The 19005-nt window shown below is 66.9% G+C and carries 22 protein-coding genes and 1 tRNA gene; 15 read left to right on the top strand and 8 right to left on the bottom strand.

What is annotated here, in order from left to right:
- Window positions 1-128 precede the first annotated feature (128 nt).
- From ACS0OT_RS01065 to ACS0OT_RS01075, 3 genes are all read left to right on the top strand, one after another.
- A complete protein-coding gene (locus ACS0OT_RS01065; RefSeq protein WP_005420623.1) occupies window positions 129-503 on the top strand; it encodes a hypothetical protein in 375 nt (124 codons plus the stop codon).
- 73 nt (window positions 504-576) lie between these two features.
- Window positions 577-1260, top strand: a complete 684-nt coding sequence (locus ACS0OT_RS01070) for a response regulator transcription factor (RefSeq protein ID WP_004136763.1) — start codon at window positions 577-579, stop codon at window positions 1258-1260.
- A 25-nt stretch (window positions 1261-1285) separates the two neighbouring features.
- On the top strand, window positions 1286-2710 hold the full coding sequence (locus ACS0OT_RS01075; RefSeq protein WP_014645620.1) for an ATP-binding protein: 1425 nt from the start codon (window positions 1286-1288) through the stop codon (window positions 2708-2710).
- A gap of 85 nt (window positions 2711-2795) precedes the next feature.
- Here the strand turns inward: ACS0OT_RS01075 and ACS0OT_RS01080 are convergent, their stop codons facing one another.
- Together ACS0OT_RS01080 and ACS0OT_RS01085 are read right to left on the bottom strand one after the other, a co-directional pair.
- Window positions 2796-3587 carry a zinc-dependent peptidase gene (locus tag ACS0OT_RS01080; RefSeq protein ID WP_176556894.1) on the bottom strand — a complete coding sequence of 264 codons (792 nt, stop codon included), beginning with the start codon at window positions 3585-3587 and terminating at the stop codon, window positions 2796-2798.
- A complete protein-coding gene (locus ACS0OT_RS01085) occupies window positions 3554-3838 on the bottom strand; it encodes a hypothetical protein (protein WP_049412595.1) in 285 nt (94 codons plus the stop codon). Before ACS0OT_RS01085 ends, ACS0OT_RS01080 begins: the two co-directional genes overlap by 34 nt.
- 144 nt (window positions 3839-3982) lie before the next feature.
- Between ACS0OT_RS01085 and birA the strand changes: the two genes are divergently transcribed.
- From birA to ACS0OT_RS01105, 4 genes are all read left to right on the top strand, one after another.
- Window positions 3983-4951 carry a bifunctional biotin--[acetyl-CoA-carboxylase] ligase/biotin operon repressor BirA gene (birA, locus tag ACS0OT_RS01090; protein WP_065179623.1) on the top strand — a complete coding sequence of 323 codons (969 nt, stop codon included), beginning with the start codon at window positions 3983-3985 and terminating at the stop codon, window positions 4949-4951.
- Window positions 4948-5679, top strand: coding sequence for a type III pantothenate kinase (locus ACS0OT_RS01095; protein WP_053498757.1), 732 nt, complete (start codon window positions 4948-4950; stop codon window positions 5677-5679). The genes birA and ACS0OT_RS01095 overlap by 4 nt, the downstream gene beginning before the upstream one ends.
- A gap of 9 nt (window positions 5680-5688) precedes the next feature.
- Window positions 5689-6537, top strand: a complete 849-nt coding sequence (locus ACS0OT_RS01100) for an SPOR domain-containing protein (protein WP_065185600.1) — start codon at window positions 5689-5691, stop codon at window positions 6535-6537.
- Between the two features lie 40 nt (window positions 6538-6577).
- Window positions 6578-6653, top strand: a tRNA-Thr gene (locus ACS0OT_RS01105).
- Window positions 6654-6736: 83 nt separating this feature from the next.
- Here the strand turns inward: ACS0OT_RS01105 and ACS0OT_RS01110 are convergent.
- From ACS0OT_RS01110 to ACS0OT_RS01120, 3 genes are all read right to left on the bottom strand, one after another.
- Window positions 6737-7861 carry an XVIPCD domain-containing protein gene (locus ACS0OT_RS01110; protein WP_442256004.1) on the bottom strand — a complete coding sequence of 375 codons (1125 nt, stop codon included), beginning with the start codon at window positions 7859-7861 and terminating at the stop codon, window positions 6737-6739.
- 22 nt (window positions 7862-7883) lie between these two features.
- Window positions 7884-8483, bottom strand: coding sequence for a hypothetical protein (locus tag ACS0OT_RS01115; RefSeq protein ID WP_139726619.1), 600 nt, complete (start codon window positions 8481-8483; stop codon window positions 7884-7886).
- 287 nt (window positions 8484-8770) lie between these two features.
- The gene (locus ACS0OT_RS01120; RefSeq protein ID WP_164229725.1) at window positions 8771-9172 is read right to left on the bottom strand and encodes a hypothetical protein; all 402 of its coding nucleotides are present in this window, start codon (window positions 9170-9172) and stop codon (window positions 8771-8773) included.
- Window positions 9173-9749: 577 nt separating this feature from the next.
- Between ACS0OT_RS01120 and ACS0OT_RS01125 the strand changes: the two genes are divergently transcribed.
- Window positions 9750-10520 (top strand): DUF3011 domain-containing protein, encoded by a 771-nt coding sequence (locus ACS0OT_RS01125; RefSeq protein WP_111176962.1) that lies wholly within the window; start codon window positions 9750-9752, stop codon window positions 10518-10520.
- Between the two features lie 55 nt (window positions 10521-10575).
- On the opposite strand, the gene ACS0OT_RS01130 is transcribed toward ACS0OT_RS01125, so the two are convergent.
- Window positions 10576-11025, bottom strand: coding sequence for a hypothetical protein (locus ACS0OT_RS01130; RefSeq protein ID WP_065196028.1), 450 nt, complete (start codon window positions 11023-11025; stop codon window positions 10576-10578).
- Window positions 11026-11300: 275 nt separating this feature from the next.
- Between ACS0OT_RS01130 and rocF the strand changes: the two genes are divergently transcribed.
- The 3 genes from rocF (at window position 11301) to ACS0OT_RS01145 (ending at window position 12950) form a co-directional block, all read left to right on the top strand.
- A complete protein-coding gene (gene rocF / locus ACS0OT_RS01135) occupies window positions 11301-12221 on the top strand; it encodes an arginase (protein ID WP_005420594.1) in 921 nt (306 codons plus the stop codon).
- Window positions 12222-12384: 163 nt separating this feature from the next.
- Window positions 12385-12522 (top strand): entericidin A/B family lipoprotein, encoded by a 138-nt coding sequence (locus ACS0OT_RS01140; protein WP_005407710.1) that lies wholly within the window; start codon window positions 12385-12387, stop codon window positions 12520-12522.
- Window positions 12523-12728: 206 nt separating this feature from the next.
- On the top strand, window positions 12729-12950 hold the full coding sequence (locus tag ACS0OT_RS01145) for a CsbD family protein (protein ID WP_004153772.1): 222 nt from the start codon (window positions 12729-12731) through the stop codon (window positions 12948-12950).
- 72 nt (window positions 12951-13022) lie between these two features.
- On the opposite strand, the gene ACS0OT_RS01150 is transcribed toward ACS0OT_RS01145, so the two are convergent.
- The gene (locus ACS0OT_RS01150) at window positions 13023-13823 is read right to left on the bottom strand and encodes a hypothetical protein (RefSeq protein ID WP_164093135.1); all 801 of its coding nucleotides are present in this window, start codon (window positions 13821-13823) and stop codon (window positions 13023-13025) included.
- Window positions 13824-13931: 108 nt separating this feature from the next.
- Here ACS0OT_RS01150 and ACS0OT_RS01155 point away from each other — a divergent pair, with 108 nt between their 5' ends.
- From ACS0OT_RS01155 to ACS0OT_RS01170, 4 genes are all read left to right on the top strand, one after another.
- Window positions 13932-15227: a tryptophan--tRNA ligase gene (locus ACS0OT_RS01155; RefSeq protein WP_065178978.1), complete on the top strand. Its 1296-nt coding sequence runs from the start codon at window positions 13932-13934 to the stop codon at window positions 15225-15227.
- Between the two features lie 204 nt (window positions 15228-15431).
- Window positions 15432-15734 carry a hypothetical protein gene (locus ACS0OT_RS01160; RefSeq protein WP_032954673.1) on the top strand — a complete coding sequence of 101 codons (303 nt, stop codon included), beginning with the start codon at window positions 15432-15434 and terminating at the stop codon, window positions 15732-15734.
- Between the two features lie 159 nt (window positions 15735-15893).
- The gene (locus ACS0OT_RS01165; RefSeq protein ID WP_065185635.1) at window positions 15894-16826 is read left to right on the top strand and encodes an MBL fold metallo-hydrolase; all 933 of its coding nucleotides are present in this window, start codon (window positions 15894-15896) and stop codon (window positions 16824-16826) included.
- Between the two features lie 105 nt (window positions 16827-16931).
- Window positions 16932-18584: a M28 family metallopeptidase gene (locus tag ACS0OT_RS01170; RefSeq protein ID WP_053498772.1), complete on the top strand. Its 1653-nt coding sequence runs from the start codon at window positions 16932-16934 to the stop codon at window positions 18582-18584.
- 73 nt (window positions 18585-18657) lie between these two features.
- Here ACS0OT_RS01170 and ACS0OT_RS01175 read toward each other — a convergent pair whose 3' ends face one another.
- Window positions 18658-18993 (bottom strand): hypothetical protein, encoded by a 336-nt coding sequence (locus tag ACS0OT_RS01175; protein WP_231109056.1) that lies wholly within the window; start codon window positions 18991-18993, stop codon window positions 18658-18660.
- Between the last annotated feature and the right edge of the window lie 12 nt (window positions 18994-19005).

Genomic DNA, 19005 nt, shown 5'->3' on the forward strand with positions numbered 1-19005 from the left:
AAAGTTCAGACCGGATTCACTGCCCCAAACCAAGAATTTGCAAAGGAATTGTAAAGGCCGGGTCCCGCACCCGGCTCCCGGATTTACGACTTTTGAACGAATCGCCGTGCTCGGCTAGGATCGCATCGATGTCTTCCGCTCCCTTCCATTGCCGCATTGCCCTGGCCACCTGCGTGGTGCTGTCGGCTGCGCCGCTGTCGTCGGCGCTGGCGCAACAGCCGCCGCGCGGCGAGCAGGCACGGGCGGAAATGATGGATCGGGGAGAGCGCGGCAACCGTGGCGACGAGCGTTCGCTGTCCGATGCCGTGCGCCGCGTGCAGCGCAGCACCGGCGGCCACATCCTCGGCGCCGAGCGCGTGCCGTTCGATGGTCGTGATATCAACCGGGTGAAGTACATGGACGACCGGGGCCGGGTCCGCTACATGGACGACCCCGCCCCGTCGCGTTCACAGCCGCGCACGCCGCGGTCGGATATGTCATCACTACGCGGCGATAACCCCTGAACAGGGATAGTCGTCGGTATCAACCCGTACCCCACAGGCCTCCGGGCCACACCCAGGACACTAGGGAGAGTTCATGCGTATCCTTCTGGTCGAAGACGAAGCCCCGCTGCGTGAGACCCTGGCAGCCCGGCTCAAGCGCGAAGGCTTTGCCGTCGATGCTGCGCAGGACGGCGAGGAAGGCCTCTACATGGGGCGCGAAGTTCCGTTCGATGTCGGCATCATCGACCTCGGCCTGCCCAAGATGTCGGGCATGGAGCTGATCAAGGCCCTGCGTGACGAAGGCAAGAAGTTCCCGGTACTGATCCTGACCGCGCGTTCGAGCTGGCAGGACAAGGTCGAGGGCCTGAAGCAGGGCGCCGACGATTACCTGGTCAAGCCGTTCCACGTCGAAGAGCTGCTGGCCCGCGTCAACGCGCTGCTGCGCCGCGCCGCCGGCTGGAGCAAGCCGACCCTGGAATGCGGCCCGGTCGCCCTGGACCTTGCTGCCCAGACGGTCAGCGTGGCCGGCAGCAATGTCGACCTGACCAGCTACGAGTACAAGGTGCTGGAGTACCTGATGATGCATGCCGGTGAACTGGTCTCCAAGGCCGACCTCACCGAACACATCTACCAGCAGGACTTCGACCGCGACTCCAACGTGCTGGAGGTCTTCATCGGCCGCCTGCGCAAGAAGCTGGACCCGGATGGAGAACTGAAGCCGATCGAGACCGTGCGCGGTCGCGGCTACCGTTTCGCGATCCCGCGCAACGAGGGCTGAGCCGGCTCACCCTGGCGATAACACGATGTCCGGCCGTCTGTGGTTCTTCCGACGCTGGCGGCCGCGCTCACTGCAGGCGCGCCAGATGCTCGCCGCGTCCGTGGGCCTGGTCGCGTTCCTGGCGCTGGCCGGTTACGCGCTCGACGCCGCCTTCGCCGATACGGCGAAGGCGAACCTGCGTGAGCGCCTGAAGAACTACGCCACCTCCTACGCGGCCGGCATCGACTTCACCCGCGACCGCTCGCTGTACATCCGCGAGCAGCCGCCGGATTCGCGCTTCGACGTACCGGGCAGTGGCCTGTACCTGCAGGTGGTGATGCCGCACGGCAAGGGCAATTCGATGTCCGCCGAAGGCCCGATGCTGCCCACCGTCGGTGGCGGCCTGCTGGCGCCGCGCCAGGAAGTGTTCGAAGGTCCGCTGCCGATGATCCAGATCGATGGCAGCCAGGGCTCGGTGTACCGCTATGGCCTGGGCCTGGTGTGGGGCGCCGACGCCGACCCCGCCACCGAATTCCCGTACACCATCTACGTGATGGAAGACTCGCGCGCGCTGGGTGCGCAGCTGCGCGTGTTCCGTGGCCGCGTCTGGTTCTACCTGGGCGGCATCGGCCTGATCCTGCTGCTGCTGCAGACCGTCATCCTGCAGTGGAGCCTGCGCCCGCTGCGCCGGGTGATCACCGAGCTGACCAAGGTGCAGCGCGGCGAGACCGAGCGCATGAGCGAGCGCCACCCGCGCGAGCTGGAACCGCTGACCGACAGCATCAACGCCTTCATCGAAAGCGAGCGCGAGAACCTCGAGCGCCAGCGCAATACCCTTGCCGATCTGGCGCACAGCCTGAAAACGCCAATCGCGGTACTGCGCACGCAGATGGACAGCGGTGCCGGCGACGGTGCGCTGCGCGAAGAACTGGACGTGCAGCTGCAGCGCATGAACAACCTGGTTTCGTACCAGTTGGCACGCGCGGCCTCGTCGGGCCACAAGCTGTTCTCCGCGCCGCTGCCGATCGAGTCCAACGCCGAGGAAATCGTGCGTGGCCTGGAAAAGGTCTACGCCTCCAAGGGCGTGCTGTGCGAATTCGATATCGACCCGGCCGCGCGCTTCCACGGCGAACCGGGGGACCTGCAGGAACTGCTCGGTAACTTGCTGGAGAACGCCTTCAAGTGGGCCAACCGCCGCGTGCTGCTGACCGCGCAGCCGCTGCCGGCGCCGAACGCACGCCGTGCCGGCCTGCTGCTGGCGGTGGACGATGATGGCCCGGGCATCGCCCCGGACGACATCGGCAAGGTGCTGCAGCGTGGCGTGCGTGGCGACGAGCGCGTGCAGGGCCACGGCATCGGCCTGTCGATCGTGCAGGACCTGATCAAGGACTACCGCGGCGAACTGACCGTGGGCCGTTCAGCCGAACTGGGTGGCGCCCGCTTCGAAGTGCGCTTGCCGCCGGGGCCGTAAACCTCGTTGATCGGTAGTGCCGGCCGCTGGCCGGCAACCAAGCAATGCCATCGAAGATCATGAGGTTGCCGGCCAGCGGCCGGCACTACGGCATTTCGATCTTCGGCGGCTCGCCATAGAACCGCCGCAGCTGCGCGGCCACCTCCGGCAACGCCTGCTGCAGCAGATCCGGTGCCGAGAAGTGGTACTCGCTGGCCACCGCGAAGAACTCCTCCGGCGCCTCGGCCGCATACGGATCGATCAGGGTCTCTTCGCCGGCGTCCACCTGCGCGCAGAAGGCGTCGTAGGCGCGCTGGAACGTGGCTGCCCACTCAAGCTGCCATTGCCGCGGCAGCGGCGGTGTGCCGTCCATTGCACCATCCAGCGCATCGAGCTTGTGCACCATCTCATGCACCGCCACGCAGTAGCCGTCGTGCGGTGCGGCCAGGTCGGCCTGCACATCGGCCCAGGACAGGATCAACGGACCGCTGTCCCACGACTCGCCGATCAGCTCGTCATCCCACTCGTGCAGCACGCCGGCCGCATCCATGTGGCTGCGGTGCACGCGGAACGCATCCGGGTAGACGATCAGTTGCGACCAGCCCTCCAGCCCCACCGCGCCGAACTCCAGCAGCGGCAGGCAGCACAGCGCGGCCAGCAGCACGCCGTCGCCGGCCTGCAACTGCAGCTCACCGATCGGAGTAATGGTCTTCTCATGCAGGAAGCGCGTGGCCAGCACGCGCAGTCGCGCGCGGCGTTCATCGTCCAGGCCGTGCAGCCAGGCCGCACGGCGGCAGGCGTCTTCCCAAAGCGCATCGTCGATCGGCCGCGGCGAGGGCCGCAGCCACTGCAGCAACGACTTGATCAGCGGAACATTCCCGGCAGGTAGCTGTGCCACTTCGGCGCACGGATGCGCTGCAGCACGTCGTCGTCGCTGCCGCCGCCCCCGGTGCTGGTGGCACTGCCGGCCGCAGGGCGTACCGGTGCCGGCTTGGTGGTCGCAGCCGAGGCGGTCGCGGTCGGCGCGCGCTGCGAGGCGGCATCACCGTTGGAGGACACGCAGGCGCCCCGGCTGTCGTCCAGCGCTGCCGTTGCAGACGCCGCGAAGGGCATCATCAGCAGGATCAGGCAATGGGCATAACGGCGCATTGACGACATCCACGTTAAGGGAGGGTGAGTTCCCGATTCTAGCCCGAACCCGGCGCCCCGTTGGAAGCCCCGGCGGAACCCAGCGTGGCAGGCGTCGCTGGCGGCTTTCCCGCATAATTCCTTCCTGACTTCGTGGAAGCTGCCGTGGACGATCGCCAATTGCTGGCCAAACTCGCTGCCGGTCGCCTGTCCGGCGACGCCCTGGCCCGAGAGCTGGGCCAGACCCGGGCGGCTGTTTGGAAGCGTATTCAAGGGCTTAGGGCCGCAGGTGTGGACATCAAGGGCCGTGCTGGCGAGGGCTATGGCCTGACCCGCCCGGTCGACCTGCTGGACCCGGTGGCGATCCGCGCCGGCCTGCCCGCCGATGCCCAGGCCCTGCTGCACGACCTGCAGGTGGCCTGGACGGTGGACTCCACCAACGCTGAATTGCTGCGGTGCAGCGCGCCCCAGCGCGGGGTCAGCGTGCTGCTGGCCGAACGCCAGACCGGTGGCCGCGGCCGTCGTGGCCGCACCTGGGCCTCGCCGTTGGCCGCGCATATCTACCTGTCGGTGATGCGCCTGTACTCCGGCGGCCTGGGCCGCCTGGCCGGGTTGAGCCTGGTGGCCGGCATCGCCGTGGCCGAAGCGCTGCACGACCTGGGCTACACCCAGGCGCAGTTGAAGTGGCCGAACGACCTGATCGTCGATGGCAAGCGCAAGCTGGTCGGCCTGCTTGCCGAGGGCGGTGGCGAATACGCCGGCCCGGCGCGCGCGGTGATCGGCATCGGCATCAACACCCACATGCCGCCGTCGTTCGGCGAGCAGATCACCCAGCCGTGGGTGGACCTGGACACGTTGGCCGGCAAGCCGGTGGACCGCAATGGGGTGGTTGCTGCCGTGCTGGCGCGTCTGCTGCCGGCGCTGGAAGAATTCGATCGCGAAGGCCTCGCTCCGTTCCTGCCGCGCTACGCTGCCTTCGACATGCTGGCCGGCCGCGAAGTGCGCGTGGAACTGGACGGGCAGTGGCAGCACGGTACTGCGCTTGGCCTGGCCGATGACGGCGCATTGCGCGTACGCATCGATGGCCAGGAACGCCTGCTGCACGCCGGCGAAGTCAGCGTGAGGGCGGCATGAGCGATTGGTTGTTCGACCTTGGCAACTCGCGCTTCAAGTTCGCGCCGTTGCAGGGTGACCGTGCCGGTGACGTGCAGGCCTGGGCGCATGGCGCCGAAGGCATGGCCGGGCAGCCGCCGCACAGCCTGCCCAGCGGCCGCACCGCGTTCGTGGCCAGCGTGGCGGCACCGTCGCTGACCAGCGCGATGCTGGACCAGCTGCAGCGCCGCTTCGAGCATGTGCATGTGGTGCGCACCAGCGCCGAATGCGCCGGCGTGCGCATTGCCTATGCCAGGCCGGAAAAGTTCGGCGTCGACCGCTTCCTCGCCCTGCTGGCTGCGGCCAAGGCGCAGCGCCCGGTGCTGGTGGTCGGCGTGGGCACCGCACTGACGATTGATCTGCTCGATGCCGACGGCCAGCACCACGGTGGCCGCATCTCCGCATCGCCCACCACCATGCGCGAAGCACTGCACGCCCGTGCCGTGCAGCTGCCCGCGACCGGTGGCGGCTACAGCGAGTTCGCCAACGACACCGCCGACGCGCTGGCCTCCGGCTGCGATGGCGCTGCGGTGGCGCTGATTGAACGCAGCGCACAGCACGCGCACACGCTGCTGGGCGTGGCACCGTCGCTGCTCGTGCACGGTGGCGGCGCACCGGCGCTGATGCCGTTGCTGCCCGCTGCCGATTACCACCCCTCGCTGGTGCTGGATGGCCTCGCCCGCTGGGCGGTGCACCAGCCCGCGCGCTAGTATCCGCGCATGCTCACCCGTGCCCTGATCGTCGTACTGGCCATTCTCAATCTCGGCGTCGCCTGCTGGTGGCTGCTGCGCGAGGCGCCGCAGAAGCCTGCGCCTGCGCCGCAACCGGCTGGCGTCGCCGAGCTGCGCTGGGTGCCCGGTGGCGTGGATGCCAATGCCGCAGCCGAGGCCACCGCCGCCGCCCCGACTGCACCGCTGATGGAGCGCGAACCGGCGGCGAAGACCGCGGTGGCTGCGACACCCGCGCCCGTTGCGCCGCCAAAGCCGGAGATCGCCAAGCCGCAGGTGGCTGAGGCTGCGCTGGTTGCTGCCGCTGCCAAGCCGGTAACACCGCCTGCACCCGTTCCGGCAGCGGAAAAGCCCGTAGCCCCGCCCGCGGCCGCCGAGCCGCCGCGCTGCGTCGCGCTGGGCCCGTTCGCCGACCGCGCCGCCGCCAGCAGCGCGCAGGGCAAGGCCGGCACGCTGCTCAGCCAGGTGCGCCTGCGCGAACAGCCCGCTGCCAGCGGCAGTGCCCGCTACCGGGTGATGCTGCCGGCCGCCGCCAACCGTGACGAAGCCCAGGCCACCGTGAAACGCATCGTCGCCGCCGGCCTGAGCGACTACTACATCATCAGCCAGGGTGAGGAGGCCAACGCCGTGGCGCTGGGCCAGTACCGCAACCGCGAAGGCGCCGAACGGCGCATGGCGGCGGTGCAGGCCGCCGGCTTCCAGCCGCGCCTGGTCGCCAGCGGCGACGCCGGCCAATGGTGGCTGGAAGGGCAGCTGGCGGCGGGCACGCAGCCGGCCCAGGCCCAGCAGCGCAGCGGCGCGGCGCAGAGCCGGTCGCTGGAATGCACGCGGTTGCGCTAGAATCCCCTGACCGCGGCGCTGCCGCCGGTGCACCACCCATGCCGCTTTAGCTCAGTTGGTAGAGCAACTGTCTTGTAAACAGTAGGTCATCCGTTCGATTCGGATAAGCGGCACCACCCCAAGATTCAGCGCCTCTTTGCGCTGCTCTAGGTACCTGCCCGGTGGTTCGAAGGGCGGCAGAGCTGTTTTCTCGACAGCCTCACCTTGAAAACGATGGCCCGTCCTGCGCATGAACCTGCTGCGCCGGCTGCTGTTCAAGATTTGCGGCCAACGCTTCAGCGCGATGAAGGGACTCTGCTTCAGGAACGCGAAGCGCGTCCATCATATTCATGGTTCCACGGCGTTGGGCAGGATCGTCCATCGCCCCCTCGACGATGAATACTTTCTCGCCACGTGCAAGGGACTCTGTCGGGTTGTTCAATGCAACGTGGTCAACTCTTGAAAACCCCTGCTCCTTCGCGAGCACCAACAGACTCGCGGATATGCGCTGACTCGACTCATCCCACTGCTTCCCGCTCTCGGCGTCCAAGCGTTCCACACCCGCTCTTATCTGCATGTAGAGAGAGCGGTCAGCGTTTCCGAGTTCAGCTACTGAGGAAGCTGTTCGCTGCACTGAGAGTGAGTCGTCGGCGACCACGGCGTCTCTTTCCGCAGCCGAAGTGCGCTCGGCGTCAAATTCTGGCTCGGGCCTACGTCGACGCTGCGTGGGTGCTATGTGCTGATCATAGTGCGCGCCATAGTAAAGCTCGTATGTCGCATGAGGACCAACAGAAGGAGCCTCCGTTTTGAACACCTCAGCGATCTGTCCAAGTGCCTGGTTTCGATTGATCCGCCCGGCCTGGAGTTCAACGGCAATGGCTCCATACTGTTGCGGTCGATTACCCGTACCCGACACGCCAATGTCCGGTCCACCGGCCGCAATGAGTTCACTCTGGACCTGGACATTACTGAGCGTCGCAGCGGCTTCTCCGCGTAGCAGGGTGTTTACATAGGTTTGCTTGGACGTCGGATCGGGACGTTCGGTGAAGAGATGGTGCCCCACCTCGTGTGAAAGAGAGCGCGCGATTCTGGAGCCTTGTCCAACCGCGTTCTCGTCAATAACGATCTTCTCACCGGGAACAAGATAGGTGCCCCTACCGGCTTGTCCCCAGACAACCTCCAGATCGTCGCGCTCGGCCTGTGCGAGACCCGCCCGAAGTGTTGGGGATTTCGCTAGAAGCGGCGCCAGCGAGGGGTCAGCTAACGGGGAGTCCGGCCGACGTTCGGGTCCTGGGCGAGGCCCCCCCTGCGGCTGCGGCAGTACAGAGTCTTCAGTACGTTCCATGTTGGAGCTCCTGCCCTGGGGGTCAACGCTGACTGATCAATACGTGGGTCAATGTCGCATTGTCAGGGGCCAGAGTGAGTACAACCTCAGCACCGTTCACTGGCGCGGTCCAGTAAGGGCGTGAGTCAGGGGCATCAGGCCGAGGTGGATATTGCGCGGTTCCCTCCCAGATGACTTCTTTGAGCGCGACGCTCGGTGGCGCGACATCGAAGGTCAGCTTCGCCTGCGCAGGATTATCGACAGCACTTCTCAGTGAGATGTTCCGAACTTCAAGGCCGCCCAACATTCCACGTTCTGCGGTTCGCTCGTCTCTCAGGCCCTGCCGGGTCGGTTTTCCAAGATGCGTGTGAAGCTGTTCGTTCAACGCATCGATATCGCCAAAACGCACATTGGACAATCGCTCGATGCTGTTCTTGAATCGCTCCATACCAGCTTCACTCCCTGATTTGATGGCCTGTCTTTGATTCACATGATCTGATGGGGGCGGCGTCGCGGCGCTCGAACATGCTGTCAGCACCAGCGCCGGAATAACGATCGCGAGGCGACGACGCGCTGCGATCCAGAGGCGGCGCCGAAGTCCGCGTTTTGATGAAGAATCGCATTTCTCGACCCACGCATCCATGAAAGCATCTCTCGCGCCACTGTCACGCTCTTGAATCTAGCACAGCATCTTTTGACTGCGGATTGGGTCCGTGATCCGTGCCTTGGGTGTGCGCTTGCATGCCAGAGCAGCATGGGCATGCGCCGAGCATGATGCGTCGGCGCGGCGCCGGTCGCAAAGGCGGGGGAACGAAAATGAAGAAACCGCCTTTCGCCGGTCTTCTCGCCCCAACCCGGTGAGTCAGCTCAATGTATGACGTGGGCAGATCCTTCGATCAACGCCGCACACACACTGCGACCGCAGCAGCCTCAGCTACGCACCTGCAACGCCACATACTCCGCCAGACCCCGGCAGGCCAGCATCAGTCCTTCGCGCGTGCCGTCGCCGATGTCGTCTTTCTCTTCCCCGTCCACGCGCACGCGCTCGGCGGCGTGGTACAGCTCCAGCAGTGACACCAGGCCCACTGCGGCGCGATCCCGGCGCGCGGCGGCCACGGCCTGGCCGGGTGTGCTGGCGGGCCCCGGCCACGGCTGTCCATCGGCGGCGTCACCGGCCTGGATGCGCTGCAGGCAGCCGGGCAGGTTGATCGGCGCGGGCGCCTCGTTCGCGGCGGCGAAAGCGGCTTCCAACGGCTGGGCCAGTTCAGGTGGCAGGCGCAGAGCCGCCTCGCCGAGGGTGGCGGTCAGGTACGGGTGAGGGGTTCTGGACATGCGGGCATCCTCGTCAGGAACAGAGGTGCCGCCACGGTAGGGTGGCGGGCGATGCGTGGCTTCCAAGACCGGGAATCGATGAGCCGGCGGGCACGGGGCCCCCACGCACCGCCCGCCATCGATCGGCGAACGGATTGCCAGCCGGCGCCGCTTGGGAAGACGGCGCCGGCTGGCAAGCGTATACAGCATCGATTACGCGGGCTTGGAAGACCCGGCCACCTTTGCAGGTGGCGATTCATCATGCGCACGTGAAATCACCGCCTGCCAGTCGTTTGTTTCGATGGCATCGGGAGATCTGAAAGGAAAAATGAATTATCGCGTTTGGCCCGTTTCGGGCATCGCAATGCCAGAAGCGACAGATTGCGCAGTGGCGCCATCAGCGAGAAATCTGCCCGAACCATCGCTGCCGCATGCCCTGAGCTGGCCCACGAAGTAAAGGTGACTTAACAGCCCGGGCAAGGCTCCACATCTACCATAGCAAACACAAACGCCCGAATGCGCTGCCGGCTTTTTGATTCACAGACCATTTGCAGACCCCCGACACATACTGGGGACACATGCCCTTCGGGACCCACCCATGCGTCGCCACGCCCTGCCGCTCACCGTCGCACTGTTGGTCACAACCTTCGCAGCCCCGGCCATGGCCGCCGTGCCGTTCTTCAACGCCAGCTGCCCGGGCGGCATCGATGTTCACGCAGACGATGGCGGGCCGGTCTACGTGCAGGGCCGCGAGACGGCGCTGAAGCGCTTCAACGACCGCTATTTCGAAGCACGCGATGCCAACAGCGGCATCACCCTGTCGATCAGCCGCAACGATGACGGCGCGCCGCAAGTCAGCTACACCGGCCGTGGCGGCGCCAATGGCATCTGCCAAGTCAGCGCCAGCGGCACGCCTGCGCCCGCCGCAAACGGCGAACGCTCTCGCGACGGTGCCGCCGGGGATGCCGCGCTACCGCGCGAAGTCACCTGCGAATCCACCGGCCAGCAGCAGGTGTCGTGCGATCTGAATACCCGCGGCAATGTGGAAATCGTGCGCCAGCTCAGCCGCACCCGCTGCGAGGAAGGCAGGAACTGGGGCCTGTCGCGGCACTCGGTGTGGGTCAATGGCGGCTGCCGCGCGGTGTTCCGCAATGTGTCTTCGGTGACCACCCCGGCGCCGGCAGGCGATACCGCGTTGGGCGCCTGCAACATGCGCAAGGGCGCTCAGGGCGCGCTGGTCACCCAGATGCCGGTGGGCAGCGATTACCAGGAACTGATCATCGATTATCCCGACGGCCGTTTCCTGTGCATGATGCGCAACAACGGTCAGGTGCAGAGCCTGACGCCGGTTCGCCGCCGCGGCGGTTGAGGCGCGGCGGCGGCGTGTCTAAGGGGGCAGCGCGGTGCGCGTTGCCCCCGTTCCGCTACTGCTGGTTCACCGGGTCATTTCCCTTCTTGTAGGTGTAGCCGGTGACGTCCCAGCCGCCGCCATGGCCGGAAGAGGGTTCCACCCAGGTGAATTCCCACGTCTGGATGGAACCGTCGGGAAGCAGGTTTTCCACCCGGTAGATCTCACCGGGAATGCCCTGGTCTGGCAGTTTTCCAGGTATCGATTCATCCGAGCGTGCAGACGCGCGGCCTACGGAGACTGCCTGTCGTTCCACCTGTACGTTGCCGTAGCCCTGGGGAGCGAACGACGGCTTTACCCGCTGCGCCACCCAGTCGAGTACCTGGCGTGCGCCTGCCGTCTGCATGGGATACGCGTCGGTGGTCACCGTATGCGTGATGCGTTGCGAGGGTGCACTGGCAGCGGCGGGAAACAGTCCGCCCAGGGCAATTGCCAGTACCGCAAGTCCATTGAGTGCATGTTTCATGCGCGTGGTGCTCCATGATTGAGGAAGTGAGGCGGCACCTTCAGGGTGCCTGCGCAGCGTGGACACAACAACAGCCTTGCGTAAGAGGCGAAACCGACCGGGATGTGAGGTGGATCGCGGAAGGTCCAATTCCTGACGACCCAGCGCTGGAATGCCTGACCGGATACGGCTGGCAGGCCGCGGCGATCTGACCCATGCCCTGCTGCACCGCCGCGAGTGGTGTCACACAGCTCTGGCTAGACTGTGCTTCTTTTTCCGCACCGCAGGAGGCACCCATGGCCCATCCCATTTCCGTATCCCTGATTGGCGTTCCCACCGATGTCGGTGCGGGCCATCGCGGCGCACGGCTGGGGCCGGAGGCGCTGCGCGTGGCGGGCCTGCCGGAGGCGCTGGAAGCGCGCGGCGTGGACGTGCGCGACGTGGGCAACCTGGATGGCCCGCGCAACCCGTGGACCGCGCCGGTGGAGGGCTACCGCCACCTGGATGAGGTGGTGGCCTGGAACCGCGCACTGATGGAAGCCAGCTACGCCGAGCTGCAGGCCGGGCGCATGCCGATCATGCTCGGTGGCGACCATTGCCTGGGCATCGGTTCGATCACCGCCGTCGCGCGCTGGTGCCGCGAGCAGGGGAAGAATCTGCGCGTGCTGTGGCTGGATGCGCATTCGGACTTCAACACCAGCGATGTCACGCCGTCGGGCAACATCCACGGCATGCCGGTGGCCTGCCTGTGCGGCCTCGGCCCGGACGCGCTGACCCGTCTGGGCGGCAGCGCACCGGCGATCACCCCGGCGCAGATGCACCAGATCGGCATCCGCTCGGTGGACCCGGAAGAGAAGCGCCTGATCAAGACCCACAAGGTGGATGTCTATGACATGCGCTACATCGACGAGAACGGCATGAAGCGTGCCGTGGAAGCGGCGCTGGCCGGCATTGATGAGAACACCCACCTGCACGTCAGCTTCGATGTGGATTTCCTCGACCCCAGCATCGCGCCGGGCGTCGGCACCACGGTGCCGGGTGGGGTGAACTATCGGGAGGCGCAGCTGGTGATGGAAATGATCGCCGATACCGGGCGCATGGGATCGCTGGACATCGTCGAGCTCAACCCCTTGCTGGACAAGCAGAATGCCACCGCCGAACTGGCCGTGGACCTGGTGGAAAGCCTGTTCGGCAAGTCCACCCTGATGCGCGACTGACCGCCCCCTGCTGAACGGATCGCCGAACCGTTCACGCCCGCTCCACGCCCCTGCCGCCAGATTGCACTTCACGCGGCGGCAGTGGGCATTGGTGCCCTCCCGCCGAGCGAAAGAATCCCATCCGCGAATGAAGCGGTATAGCGGCGAACCCAAGGAGAAGCCTATGAAGCGCGTAGTTGCCCTGATGCTGTTGTCGATGTTCTCGGTGGCCCTGCTGGCCGGTTGCAACACCGTGGCCGGTGCCGGCAAGGACGTGCAGAAGGCCGGTGAAAAGGTTGAGGATGCCGCCAAGGGCCGTTGAGCCTGAATTGGAACGGAAAGCAAAAAGGCCGGGGGATCTCCCCGGCCTTTTTGCTTGCGCGTTTCCCTGCAGCGTACGTGTCGAAGCGTAGTGAACCATTCAAGCAGGTGAGCGTGTATTTCATTGGCGGTTGACCGGCATTCAACAGCTGCTGCGCGAAGCTGGAGCCACGGTAAGAACGCCGTTGCAATCAAGGACTCCCAGCAATGAACAAAGACATCATTTCCGGCAAGTGGTCGCAGCTTAAGGGCAAGGCGCAGGCCAAGTGGGGCGATCTGACCAACGACGATTTCGATGTGGCCGAAGGCAATGCCGAGTATCTGGCCGGCCGCCTGCAGGAACGTTATGGCTGGGCCAAGGACCGCGCGGAGAAGGAAGTGCGTGAGTTCCAGGACGCGGTGAGCAAGGACTACCCGGACTACAAGTAAGCGCTTCGGTTTCCCCACATCACGACGCCCGCACCGTGAGGTTGCGGGCGTCGTGCTGTCTGCGCGGGACGATCAGCGGGCCGGAGGGTCCGGCACGTAGCGGTTGGGGAACGCCTGCGGTTCGCGCGGCAGGCGCGAGGGCGCATCGACCAGGATGCCGCGCGCACGCAGGTTGCGGGCACTGTCGTAGCGCAGCTGCAATACCTGTGCAGGGCTGCGGCTGGCACGTTCGAAGTCGGTGTCGCGTACCGAGGATTGCTCGCGTGCGCCATGGCCGGTACCCAGCGCCGGGGCCTGCGACTTGCTGGCGTAACCCTCGATGCGGCTGGCACTGGCGTCGGCCGCCGCTTCGGCCTGTGCGGCTGGAGCCGGCGGCGGCAGGCCACGGCGCAGGATCGGCTCGGGGCGCCAGCGGCGCGCTTCCTCGAACACCGCCACGCCGACCACGCCGACGTTGTCCGGGCGACCGGTGCGGCTGGCATAGCTGCCGCTGGGGCTGCTGAACACGAACTGCGCCACTTCATCCTGGCTCTTGCGCCAGCCGGTGATGTCGGCGCGCTGGCCGGGGTTGAGCACGTAGCCGGTCTGCGACGGATCGGCATCCTCGCCGGAGATGGCGTTGACGCCGTCTACCGACAGCACCACCAGCACCCGGCGCGGGCTGTCGTTGTACAGGCGCACGGCGTAGCGGTGGCCGCGCTCGCCGGCCACCCAGCGCTGGCCCTCGGCGGGGTAGCTGCGCAATTCGGTGCCGCGGTCGCGGTCGACCAGAGACATGCGCACGGGGCCGCCCTCGTAGGCCGGCGGCGGCATCGGGGCGGGGCGGAAGCCGGCCAGGGGCAGGATCAACAGCAGGGGCAGCAGGCGTTTCATCGGGCGTCTCCAGCGGGGTTGCGTGAATGAACGCGCCGCAGGCCCTGACGGGGTTGGTGGCGTGCAAGGTAAACTGGCCCCGTTCATCGAAGGTTACCCCACGCAGTCATGACGACCCGAGTCCTTACCGGCATCACCCCCTCCGGCACGCCCCACCTGGGCAACTACGTTGGCGCCATCCGTCCGGCCATCGCGGCCAGCCGCGCGCCGGGGATCGAGAGCTTCTTCTTTCTGGCCGACCTGCACAGCCTGATCAAGTCCCAGGACCCGCAGCGCACCCAGCGCGCGACCCTGGAGATCGCGGCCAGCTGGCTGGCCTGTGGCCTGGACCCGGAACACGTGTGGTTCTACCGGCAGAGCGACATCCGCGAGACCACCGAGCTGATGTGGTTCCTGACCGCCATCGCCAGCAAGGGCATCCTCAACCGCGCGCACGCCTACAAGGCGGCGGTGGACAAGAACCGCGAGGAAGGCGTGGACGAGGACGCAGGCGTCAGTGCCGGCCTGTTCATGTACCCGGTGCTGATGGCCGCCGATATCCTCATCTTCAAGGCCAACCAGGTACCGGTGGGCCGTGACCAGATCCAGCACATCGAGATGGCGCGCGACTTCGCCCAGCGCTTCAACCACGTGTACGGCAAGGAGTACTTCCCGCTGCCGGACGTGGTGATCGATGAGCAGGTGGCAACGCTGGCGGGCCTGGATGGCCGCAAGATGAGCAAGAGCTACCACAACACCATTCCGCTGTTCGTGCCGCGCGAGGAGCTGAAGAAGCTGGTGTTCTCGATCCTGACCGACTCGCGCGCACCGGGCGAGCCGAAGGACACCGAGGGCTCGGCGCTGTTCCAGATGTACCAGGCGTTCGCCACGCCGGAACAGACCGCGGAATTCGCCAGGGCCTTCGCCGCCGGCATCAGTTGGGGCGACGCCAAGCAGCAGCTGTTCGAGCGTATCGACAGCGAGCTGTCGCCGCTGCGCGAGCGCTACAACGCGCTGATGGCCGAGCCGGAGAAGATCGAAGCGCTGCTCAAGCGCCGTGGCCAGCAGCTGCGCGAGCAGCTGGCGGCACCGCTGCTGGACGAGCTGCGCCATGCGGTGGGCCTGCGTGACCTGTCCAGTGCCGGTGACATCGCCAGCGAAGATGCCGGCGTGGCCCGCGTGGCGCCGCCGCAGTTCAAGCAGTACCGCGAAAAGGACGGCCGCTTCTACTTCAAGCTGACCGCCGGTGACGGCACGCTGCTGATCCAGAGCGAAGGCTTCGATTCGCCACGCGATGCCGGCCAGTTGATTGCGGTGATCAAGCAGGCCGAGCAGGGCGACCAGTTGCAGAGCGAGCTGTTCAAGCTGGAAACCGAGGTGGACGCCGTGCTGGCCGCCCTGGCTGCGTTGCGCGAAGCGGCCTGATCGCCGGGCCTGCCTGCCCTTTGTAGAGTCGAGCCATGCTCGACCCGGCTCCGCCTCTGTAGAGCCGAGTCCACGCTCGGCTGCTTTGCTAACCAGCCGAGCATGGGCTCGGCTCTACAGGGAAGACCCCCGCCAGCACGACCGTGGCACAGCACCCATGGCATGATGTCCGCGCGCCTCTGGCGCGATGACATGGAGTCTGCGATGGCCTGGTTGTCGCTGCTGCTGTTCCTGCCCTGGTTCCTGCTGCTGGGCAGCCTGTACTGGCTGTTTCCGCGCCAGCCGCGCAGCGCGCGGCGGCGCCTGTTCGATGGCACCACCCTGGTCGTGGCGTTCGCGCTGAGCATCGTGTCGATGCTGTGGGGCTACCGCATTGGCGTGGTGCAGCCCGGCGCCGGCCCGATCTGGCCGCAGGTGCTGGCGGTGCTGTATGCCTATGGCGCGTTCCTGGCGGTGCTGGTGCTGGCGTTGCTGCTGCGGCCGCGGTTCGGATTGCGTTCTGGCTGATCGGTAGTGCCGGCCGCTGGCCGGCGGCACATGCATTCTCCCGGCCATCCCGAGGTTGCCGGCCAGCGGCCGGCACTACCCGACCAAAGCCGCATCGAACCCGGACCGCCTGCGCGCCTACCATGGGCGTCTGTTTCCGAGACTGCCAGGTGCGTGCCGATGACCGCCGATCCCAGCATCCACACCATCGATACCGGCTTCCAGCGCCCGGACTTCGACGCGGCCTACCTGATCGTTGAAAACGGCCGCGCGGCCTTCGTCGACTGCGGCACCGGCCTGTCTGTGCCGGCGATGCTGCAGGCGCTGGTGGACGCTGGCCTGGGCGTGGATGCCGTGGACTGGCTGCTGCTCACGCACGTGCACCTGGACCACGCCGGCGGCGCCGGACTGCTGATGCAGCAGCTGCCCAACGCAAAGGCGGTGCTGCATCCGCGCGGTGCGCCGCACATGATCGACCCGACCCGGCTGATTGCGGGTGCGACGGCGGTGTACGGCGCCGAGGAGATCGCGCGCAGCTACGGCCGCATCGAGCCGATTCCCGAACACCGCGTGGTGGTGGCCGAAGACGGCCACCGCATCGATCTCGCTGGCCGCGAGCTGGTGCTGCTGCACACGCCGGGCCACGCACTGCACCATTATTGCGTGTGGGATGCGCGCAGCCGCAGCTGGTTCACTGGCGATACGTTCGGCATCTCCTACCGCGAGCTGGACAGCGCGCAGGGCGCTTTCATCTTCCCGACTTCCTCGCCGGTGCAGTTCGACCCGGAGGCGATGAAGGCCTCGATCCGACGCATGCTGGGCTACGGCCCGCAGGCGATGTACCTGACCCACTATGGGCGCGTGCAGCAGGTGCAGAAACTGGCCAACGACCTGTTCGAACAGATCGATGCGATGGCCGCGATCGGCCGCCAGTGCGATGGCCGGCCGGACCGCCACCGCTGCCTGCTGGCCGCACTGCAGGCGCTGTACCTGGAACGGGCGCAGCAGCATGGTTGTGCGCTGGACGATGCGGCGGTGATTGCCGTGCTGGCGATGGACATCGAACTCAACGCACAGGGCCTGGCCTGCTGGCTGGATCGCATCAGCAGGTAGATCAACGCGATGCGTGGATGACACAGGCCCAAGCCGCGCCGTGGTGTCACGACCACGTTACACTCTGGTGACTTCCAAGCTAGCCGTGGTACTGCCGTGAATCCGATGCGCGTGTTGCTGCTGTCGTCCTGCCTGTTCGTCGGGGGCCTGGCCCATGCGGCCAACGACCTGCCGGGTGGCGGCATCGATCCGCAGGCACTGTCGCGGCATGTGCGTGTGCTGGCGTCGGATGAGTTCGAGGGCCGCGCACCGGCCACCGAGGGCGAAGAGCGCACGGTGCAGTACCTGATCGAGCAGTTCCGCAGCTATGGCCTGCAGCCGGGCGGCGTGGACGGCAGCTGGGTGCAGCCGGTGCCGCTGGTGCGCGCGCAGCTGGAGGGTGAGGCCAAGGCCAGCCTGTCGCTGAAGCAGGGCAAGCGTGCGCTGGCCAATGGCGTGGACGTGACCCTGCAGAGCCTGCAGCCGCGCAAGCGCGTGCAGATCAAGGATGCACCGTTGGTGTTCGTCGGCTACGGCATCGACGCACCGGAACGCCACTGGAACGACTACAAGGACGTGGACCTGCACGGCAAGATCGCCGTGGTGCTGATCAACGACGCCGACTTCGAGGCCGACGCGCCGGGCGCGTTCGATGGCAAGGCGGTGACCTACTACGGCCGGTGGACCTACAAGTTCGAGGAAGCCGCACGCCGGGGTGCCGAAGGCGTGCTGATCGTGCACGAGACCGCGCCGGCCGCGTATGGCTGGGCCACGGTAAAGAGCTCGGGCACTTCGCCGCTGTTCGACATCGAGCGCGGCCACGCCGAAGCGATGGCGCAGCACACCCCGCTGCGCGGCTGGATGCAGCGCGAGCTGGCCGAGGCGATCTTCGCCGACGCCGGCCTCGACTTCGATGCGGAGAAGCGCAAGGCGATGCGTGCCGACTTCCGCCCGGTGGCACTGGACAACGCGAAATTGAGCGTGGATTTCGCGCTCAAGCGCGAGCAGGTGGTGACCCGCAACGTGGTCGCCAAGCTGCCCGGTGGTGAACATGCTGACGAGGCCGTGATCTTCTCCGCGCACTGGGATGCGTTCGGCATCGGTCAGCCCGACGCCAAGGGGGACCGCATCCGCCGCGGTGCGATCGACAACGCCACCGGCGTGGCCACGGTGCTGGAGCTGGGTCGGGTGTTCGCTGCCGGCCCGCAGCCACAGCGCACGCTGTACTTCGTGGCGCTGACCGCTGAAGAGAAGGGCCTGCTGGGGGCCAGCTACTATGCTGCGCACCCGCTGGCGCCGCTGGACAAGACCGCTGCGGTGCTGAACATCGAGATGTTCAGCCCGGATGGCCCGACCCGCGACATTGCCTCGTGGGGCAAGGGCCGGGTGTCGTTGGAAGGCGATCTGGAGCGCGTGGCCAAGGCCCGTGGCCGCAGCTACAGTCCGGACCCGAACCTGGAAGCCGGCTTCTTCTACCGTGCCGATCACTTTGCCTTCGCCCGCCTGGGCGTGCCGGCGATCACCATCGGCCCGGGCCTGGACAAGCTGGACGGTGGCGTTGAAGGCGGCCGCGCGCTGCGCGAAAAGTACTTCGCCGACTGCTACCACCAGGCCTGTGATGCCTGGACGCCGAGCTGGGACCCGAGCGGCCACGCTGCCGACACGCTGCTGGTCTACGACCTGGGTGCCGAGCTGGCCAACAGCCGCCGCTGGCCGACGTGGGAAAAGGAATCGGAGTTCCGCGGCGCGCGCGACAAGAGCGAAGCGGCCCGCCGCTGAGTAATGCCGGCCGCTGGCCGGCAACTCCCTGCTCTTTCCGGAGGTTCATGAGGTTGCCGGCCAGCGGCCGGCACTACCCGCGCCGTCGCAGCAGCTTCCACGCGCCCCAGCCGCCGGCGGCGAGCGCGGCCAGATAGCACGCCGCCATCGTGCGCAGGCCGACCAGCGGCCCCGCGTTGACGCCGCGATGCAGCCGCAGGTGCAGCGAGCTGTGGCCGCTGCCCAGGTCCATCGCCAGCTGCAGCGCCAGCGCGGCGCAGAACACCAGCAGGGCGATCCCGAAACCCGTGCGCGGCCACGTGGCCTGCGCGTTGGGGCGGCGCAGCACCCAGGCCAATGCCGTGGCTGCGGCCAGCGTCACCGCGATCCACATCAGCGTGGTGGCGGGAGACGTAGCGGCCACCGGCATTGCGCCAGTGGC

It is taken from the genome of Stenotrophomonas maltophilia group sp. RY12688, from assembly GCF_052149045.1.
Taxonomy (GTDB): domain Bacteria; phylum Pseudomonadota; class Gammaproteobacteria; order Xanthomonadales; family Xanthomonadaceae; genus Stenotrophomonas; species Stenotrophomonas sepilia.

Excerpts from the sequence above, each read along its gene's own strand:
- ACS0OT_RS01070 (WP_004136763.1), top strand. The coding sequence starts at position 577 with ATGCGTATCCTTCTGGTCGAAGACGAAGCCCCGCTGCGTGAGACCCTG.
- ACS0OT_RS01065 (WP_005420623.1), top strand. The coding sequence starts at position 129 with ATGTCTTCCGCTCCCTTCCATTGCCGCATTGCCCTGGCCACCTGCGTG.
- ACS0OT_RS01110 (WP_442256004.1), bottom strand. The coding sequence starts at position 7,861 with ATGGAACGTACTGAAGACTCTGTACTGCCGCAGCCGCAGGGGGGGCCT.
- ACS0OT_RS01115 (WP_139726619.1), bottom strand. The coding sequence starts at position 8,483 with ATGGATGCGTGGGTCGAGAAATGCGATTCTTCATCAAAACGCGGACTT.
- ACS0OT_RS01140 (WP_005407710.1), top strand. The coding sequence starts at position 12,385 with ATGAAGCGCGTAGTTGCCCTGATGCTGTTGTCGATGTTCTCGGTGGCC.
- ACS0OT_RS01125 (WP_111176962.1), top strand. The coding sequence starts at position 9,750 with ATGCGTCGCCACGCCCTGCCGCTCACCGTCGCACTGTTGGTCACAACC.
- ACS0OT_RS01150 (WP_164093135.1), bottom strand. The coding sequence starts at position 13,823 with ATGAAACGCCTGCTGCCCCTGCTGTTGATCCTGCCCCTGGCCGGCTTC.
- ACS0OT_RS01075 (WP_014645620.1), top strand. The coding sequence starts at position 1,286 with ATGTCCGGCCGTCTGTGGTTCTTCCGACGCTGGCGGCCGCGCTCACTG.
- ACS0OT_RS01085 (WP_049412595.1), bottom strand. The coding sequence starts at position 3,838 with ATGCGCCGTTATGCCCATTGCCTGATCCTGCTGATGATGCCCTTCGCG.
- ACS0OT_RS01175 (WP_231109056.1), bottom strand. The coding sequence starts at position 18,993 with ATGCCGGTGGCCGCTACGTCTCCCGCCACCACGCTGATGTGGATCGCG.
- rocF (WP_005420594.1), top strand. The coding sequence starts at position 11,301 with ATGGCCCATCCCATTTCCGTATCCCTGATTGGCGTTCCCACCGATGTC.
- ACS0OT_RS01160 (WP_032954673.1), top strand. The coding sequence starts at position 15,432 with ATGGCCTGGTTGTCGCTGCTGCTGTTCCTGCCCTGGTTCCTGCTGCTG.
- ACS0OT_RS01170 (WP_053498772.1), top strand. The coding sequence starts at position 16,932 with ATGCGCGTGTTGCTGCTGTCGTCCTGCCTGTTCGTCGGGGGCCTGGCC.
- ACS0OT_RS01120 (WP_164229725.1), bottom strand. The coding sequence starts at position 9,172 with ATGTCCAGAACCCCTCACCCGTACCTGACCGCCACCCTCGGCGAGGCG.
- ACS0OT_RS01155 (WP_065178978.1), top strand. The coding sequence starts at position 13,932 with ATGACGACCCGAGTCCTTACCGGCATCACCCCCTCCGGCACGCCCCAC.
- ACS0OT_RS01130 (WP_065196028.1), bottom strand. The coding sequence starts at position 11,025 with ATGAAACATGCACTCAATGGACTTGCGGTACTGGCAATTGCCCTGGGC.
- ACS0OT_RS01165 (WP_065185635.1), top strand. The coding sequence starts at position 15,894 with ATGACCGCCGATCCCAGCATCCACACCATCGATACCGGCTTCCAGCGC.
- ACS0OT_RS01100 (WP_065185600.1), top strand. The coding sequence starts at position 5,689 with ATGCTCACCCGTGCCCTGATCGTCGTACTGGCCATTCTCAATCTCGGC.
- ACS0OT_RS01095 (WP_053498757.1), top strand. The coding sequence starts at position 4,948 with ATGAGCGATTGGTTGTTCGACCTTGGCAACTCGCGCTTCAAGTTCGCG.
- ACS0OT_RS01145 (WP_004153772.1), top strand. The coding sequence starts at position 12,729 with ATGAACAAAGACATCATTTCCGGCAAGTGGTCGCAGCTTAAGGGCAAG.